This is a genomic window from Spirillospora sp. NPDC049652 (genome assembly GCF_040675125.1).
GTDB lineage: Bacteria > Actinomycetota > Actinomycetes > Streptosporangiales > Streptosporangiaceae > Spirillospora.
Genome location: NZ_JBFAOF010000738.1, coordinates 1 through 3,735 on the forward strand (window position 1 = coordinate 1; position 3,735 = coordinate 3,735).

At 73.2% G+C, this 3,735-nt stretch carries 5 protein-coding genes; all 5 read left to right on the forward strand.

The window, feature by feature from the left end; all coding sequences use genetic code 11:
* On the forward strand, positions 1-291 hold a 291-nt coding region (locus AB0J52_RS31665; protein ID WP_500186445.1), incomplete at its 5' end, for an ATP-binding cassette domain-containing protein.
* Positions 292-445: 154 nt separating this feature from the next.
* Positions 446-1,387 (forward strand): glutamate ABC transporter substrate-binding protein, encoded by a 942-nt coding sequence (locus AB0J52_RS31670; protein WP_500186447.1) that lies wholly within the window; start codon positions 446-448, stop codon positions 1,385-1,387.
* A gap of 35 nt (positions 1,388-1,422) precedes the next feature.
* Entirely contained in the window at positions 1,423-2,067 is a 645-nt protein-coding gene (locus tag AB0J52_RS31675; protein ID WP_500186449.1) for an amino acid ABC transporter permease, read from the forward strand.
* Complete coding sequence (locus AB0J52_RS31680; RefSeq protein WP_500186450.1) at positions 2,064-2,969, forward strand: amino acid ABC transporter permease; 906 nt, start codon at positions 2,064-2,066, stop codon at positions 2,967-2,969. Before AB0J52_RS31675 ends, AB0J52_RS31680 begins: the two co-directional genes overlap by 4 nt.
* 11 nt (positions 2,970-2,980) lie before the next feature.
* Positions 2,981-3,735: asparaginase (locus AB0J52_RS31685; protein ID WP_500186451.1), on the forward strand; the 755-nt coding region annotated here is incomplete at its 3' end.

A 3,735-nucleotide genomic window follows, 5' to 3' on the forward strand; every position in this document is an offset into this window, starting at 1 on the left:
ATCGCGCGCGCCCTGGCGATGCGGCCGAAGGCGATGCTGTTCGACGAGCCGACCTCCGCGCTCGACCCGGAGATGGTCGGCGAGGTCCTGGACGTCATGACCGGCCTGGCCGAGGACGGCATGACGATGGTGGTCGTCACCCACGAGATGGGGTTCGCCCGCCGGGTCGCCGACCGCGTGGTGTTCATGGCGGACGGCGAGATCGTCGAGTCGGGCGAGCCGGCCGCGTTCTTCGACTCCCCCGCCAGCGACCGCGCCAGGGACTTCCTGGGCAAGGTCCTCAGCCACTAGCAGCGCTCCCGGGCCGCGGCCGTCCCGGCCGCCGGCCTCCCGAGTCACTGGCCGGGTCGCCGCCCGTCCCGCCCGCGCGGGACCGCCGGCACCCGGTCCGGTTCCACCCCCGGCGCGCCGCGCGCGGCACGCCAACCGAGAAAGGTAAGTGATCATGGTGCGTACGTCTGCGCGGAAGCGGTGGGCGGTTCCGGTCGCGGTCGCCGCGCTGTCGCTGGCGGGCCTCACGGCCTGTTCCTCCGACGGCGACTCCGGCTCGGCCGTCCCCGGCTCCGGCGGTGGCGGCAAGCAGGACGACCTGGTCGCCGCGGCGCCGGTCGCGGCGAACCTGCCGGCCGGCTCCACCATGGAGAAGATCAAGAAGCGCGGGCAGCTGATCGTCGGCGGTTCGCTGGACGCGCCGCTGCTGTCCCAGCAGAACCCGGGCACCAAGAAGGTCGAGGGCCTCGACGCCGACTTCGGCCGGCTGCTGGCCAAGTACATCATCGGCAAGCCCGAGGTGAAGATCGTCAACTCGGCGTCCGAGACCCGCGAGGCGCTGCTGTCCAACGGCACCGTCGACGTCGTCTTCCAGACCTACAGCATCACGCCCGAGCGCGCGAAGCAGGTCGCGTTCGCCGGCCCGTACTACAGCTCCGGCCTGGTCATCGCCACCAAGAAGGACAAGACGGGCATCACCGCGCCCGCCGACCTCAAGGGCAAGACGGTCATCGCGGGCGCCAACACCCCGGCGATCGCGGCCATCAAGAAGGTCGCGCCGGACGCCAAGATCGTCACCTTCGGCACCGACCCCGAGTGCGTCCAGGCGCTCAAGCAGGGCCGCGGCGACGCCTACGTCCAGGACGAGGCGCTGCTGCTCGCCACCGCCAAGCAGGACCCGACCGTCAAGATCCAGGGCAAGCCGTTCACCAGCGACCCCTACGGCATCGGCCTCAAGCACGGCGACACGCAGATGAAGCAGTTCGTCAACGACTGGCTGAAGCAGATCCAGGCGTCCGGACTGTGGGCCAAGACCTGGAAGAACTCCATCGGGACGGTCGTGGAGGGCGACGCGCCGCAGCCGCCGGCGCTCGGCTCCGCCCCCGGCTCCGAGTGAGCGCGGCCTTCGAGTAGGAGGGAGCCTCGCCCGCCATGAACGTCATCACCGATCATCTCTCCGAGTTCGGCCACGGGCTGCTGCTGACCGTCGAGCTGACGCTGCTGTCGCTCGCCGGCGCGCTCGTCGCCGGGACCGCGGTCGCCGCGATGCGGGTCTCGCCCGTGCGCGTGCTGCGCGCGGCCGGGATGGCCTACGTCGAGGTCCTGCAGAACATCCCGCTGCTGGTCTGGCTGGTCATCGCCGTGTTCGGGCTGCCGGAGATCGGAGTGATCGCCGGGCTGTTCACCACCTCGGTCGTCGTCATCGTGCTCTACCAGGGCGCCTACACGGCCGAGGCGATCCGGTCCGGGATCAACGCGGTGCCGTCGGGGCAGGGCGAGGCCGCCCGCGCGCTCGGGCTCACCTTCACCCAGTCGCTGCGGCTGGTGGTGCTGCCGCAGGCGCTGCGCACCGTCGTCCAGCCGCTCGGCAACATCGCCATCATGACGCTGATGAACACCGCGCTGGCCGCCGCGGTCGGCGTCGTCGAACTCACCGCCGCGGCCAACCGGGTCAACCTGGCCGAGGCCCAGCCGATCTGGATCTTCGTGACGGCGGGCCTCGGGTACATGGCGCTGTCCGGCGTCCTCGGCCTCGGCACGGGCGTCCTCGAACGGAAGTGGGCGATCCTGCGATGAGCGCACCGTCCTCGCGGCTGCTGTTCGACGAGCCGGGGCCGCGCGCCCGCCGCCGCATCCGCGCCGCCACGGCGGTGTCGGTGCTGGCGGGCGCCGTCCTGGTCGCGCTCGCGCTGCGGCAGTTCGCCGACAACGGCCAGCTCGCCGCCGACCGCTGGCGTCCCTACGGGACCTGGCCGATGTGGCGGTACCTGCTGGAGGGCCTCGGGTCCACCCTGAAGGCCGCCGCCGTGTCGATCGCGCTCGCCGCCGCGGCGGGCGTGGTCCTCGCGCTCGGCCGGGTCTCGCCGTCCCGGTGGCTGCGCGTCCCGTCGGCCGCCTACGTCGAGATCGTCCGGACGGTCCCGGCGCTGCTGCTGGTCTACATCGTGCTGTTCGCGCTGCCCCGCTACGGCGTCGACCTCCCGCTGTTCTGGAAGCTCGTCGTGCCGCTGTCGGTGTCCAACGCCGCCGCGTTCGCCGAGATCTTCCGCGCGGGCATCCGGTCGGTGGAGCGCGGGCAGCTGGAGGCGGGCCTCGCGCTCGGCCTCACCCGCGGCCGGGCCATGCGGGCGGTCGTCCTGCCGCAGGCCGCGCGCCGCGTGCTGCCGTCGCTGGTCAGCCAGTCCGCCGGACTGCTCAAGGACACCTCCCTGGGCTTCGTCGTCAGCTACTCCGAGCTGCTCTACAGCGGCAAGGTGCTGGCGAACTTCAACCACCTGCTGATCCAGACCTACCTGGTGATCGCGCTGATCTACCTGGTCATCAACGCGTCGCTGGCCAAGCTCGCGCGCACGCTGGAGGCGCGGCAGCGGACCCGTCCGTCGCGCGCCGCCGCCCGCGCCGTCCCGGCGGCCGAACCGGCGGCCGCCGTTCCGACCGCGGGCGCCGAGCCCGCCGCTCCCGACGCCGACCGACCGTGATGAGGGGACCGATGTACGAAGTGCTTGCCGAGGTCGTCCGCAACGACTTCGTCGAGAGCCGCCACTACGGCAGCGTCGTCGGGATCGCTCCCGACGGGAGCGTCGCCTACACGCGCGGCGCCGTGGACGAGACCGTCCTGCCGCGCTCGACGACCAAGCCGTTCCAGGCCGTCGCCTGCCTGTCGGCGGGGGCGCCCCTGGCGGACGCGCACCTGGCGATCGCCGCGGGCAGCCACACCGGCGAGGACTTCCACCTCGCGGCCGTCGAGGCGATCCTGGCGGGCGCCGGGCTCGGCGTGGACGCGCTGCGCTGCCCGCCGTCCTGGCCGGAGGACGAGCCGACCAAGGCCGCGCTGATCCGGGCCGGCGAGGGCGAGACCCGCGAGCGGATGAACTGCTCCGGCAAGCACGCCGCGATGCTCGCCGCCTGCGCCGCCAACGGGTGGACCACCGAGGACTACCTCGACCCCGCCCACCCGGTGCAGCTGGAGGTCGCCCGGATCATGGGCGAGGCGGCCGGCGAGGAGCCGTCGCCCGTCGCGGTCGACGGCTGCGGCGCCCCCCTGTTCGGCCTCACCCTGACCGGCCTGGCCCGCGCGATGGTCACCCTCGTCCGCGCGGACGGCCCGTACCGCGCGGTCGCCGACGCCATGCGCGCGCACCCCGAGTACGTCGGCGGCACCGGCCACGCCAACACCGAGTTCATGCGGCTGCTGCCCGGCTGCGTGGCCAAGGGCGGCGCCGAGGGCGTCCTGGTCGCCGCGAC

Excerpts from the sequence above, each read along its gene's own strand:
- AB0J52_RS31680 (WP_500186450.1), top strand. The coding sequence starts at position 2,064 with ATGAGCGCACCGTCCTCGCGGCTGCTGTTCGACGAGCCGGGGCCGCGC.
- AB0J52_RS31670 (WP_500186447.1), top strand. The coding sequence starts at position 446 with ATGGTGCGTACGTCTGCGCGGAAGCGGTGGGCGGTTCCGGTCGCGGTC.
- AB0J52_RS31675 (WP_500186449.1), top strand. The coding sequence starts at position 1,423 with ATGAACGTCATCACCGATCATCTCTCCGAGTTCGGCCACGGGCTGCTG.